This window comes from Roseburia sp. AF02-12 (assembly GCF_003461765.1).
Lineage (GTDB): Bacteria > Bacillota > Clostridia > Lachnospirales > Lachnospiraceae > Roseburia_C > Roseburia_C amylophila.
The window spans coordinates 2,984-3,430 of sequence record NZ_QTXS01000005.1; the positions used below are offsets into that span (position 1 = coordinate 2,984).

1 pseudogene is annotated in these 447 nt (G+C 46.3%); it reads left to right on the plus strand.

The features are described 5' to 3' along the window. A pseudogene (locus DV740_RS14875) lies at positions 1-447 on the plus strand (hypothetical protein); the annotation flags it as partial.

Consider the following 447-nt stretch of genomic DNA (forward strand, 5'->3'; position numbering starts at 1 on the left):
AGTATTATTGGTGGACAGTTAGGTGGCAGTAGTGCTACAATCAGTGCATATGATGCATCGGTTGTGAATGCAACAGAGTCCTTCCAACTGGCACAGATGATGGATGGAATGTTAAGTACATATCTCGAGCAGGTGAAGGACAGGGTAAACTCCTGTGAGGAGTTCTATGAACTGCAGCAACAGCAGTGGCAGGAATCTATCCGACTGAGAACAGAAGAAGGCATTGTGAAAACACTTGTCGGAGTCGGAACCATGATTCTGGGAGGAATGCTTGTCGTAGCAACCTGTGGTATGGCACTTCCTTTAGTGGCTACCGTAGGAGTAATGGCAATTGGCGCAGGAACAGCAGCATATGGCTTTTCAAATACAGTAGAAGGTGGTCAGGATGTTTATGCAGGAGTAACAGGAGACCCAAGAATGGTATCGGTTAATCCAATCCGTGATACA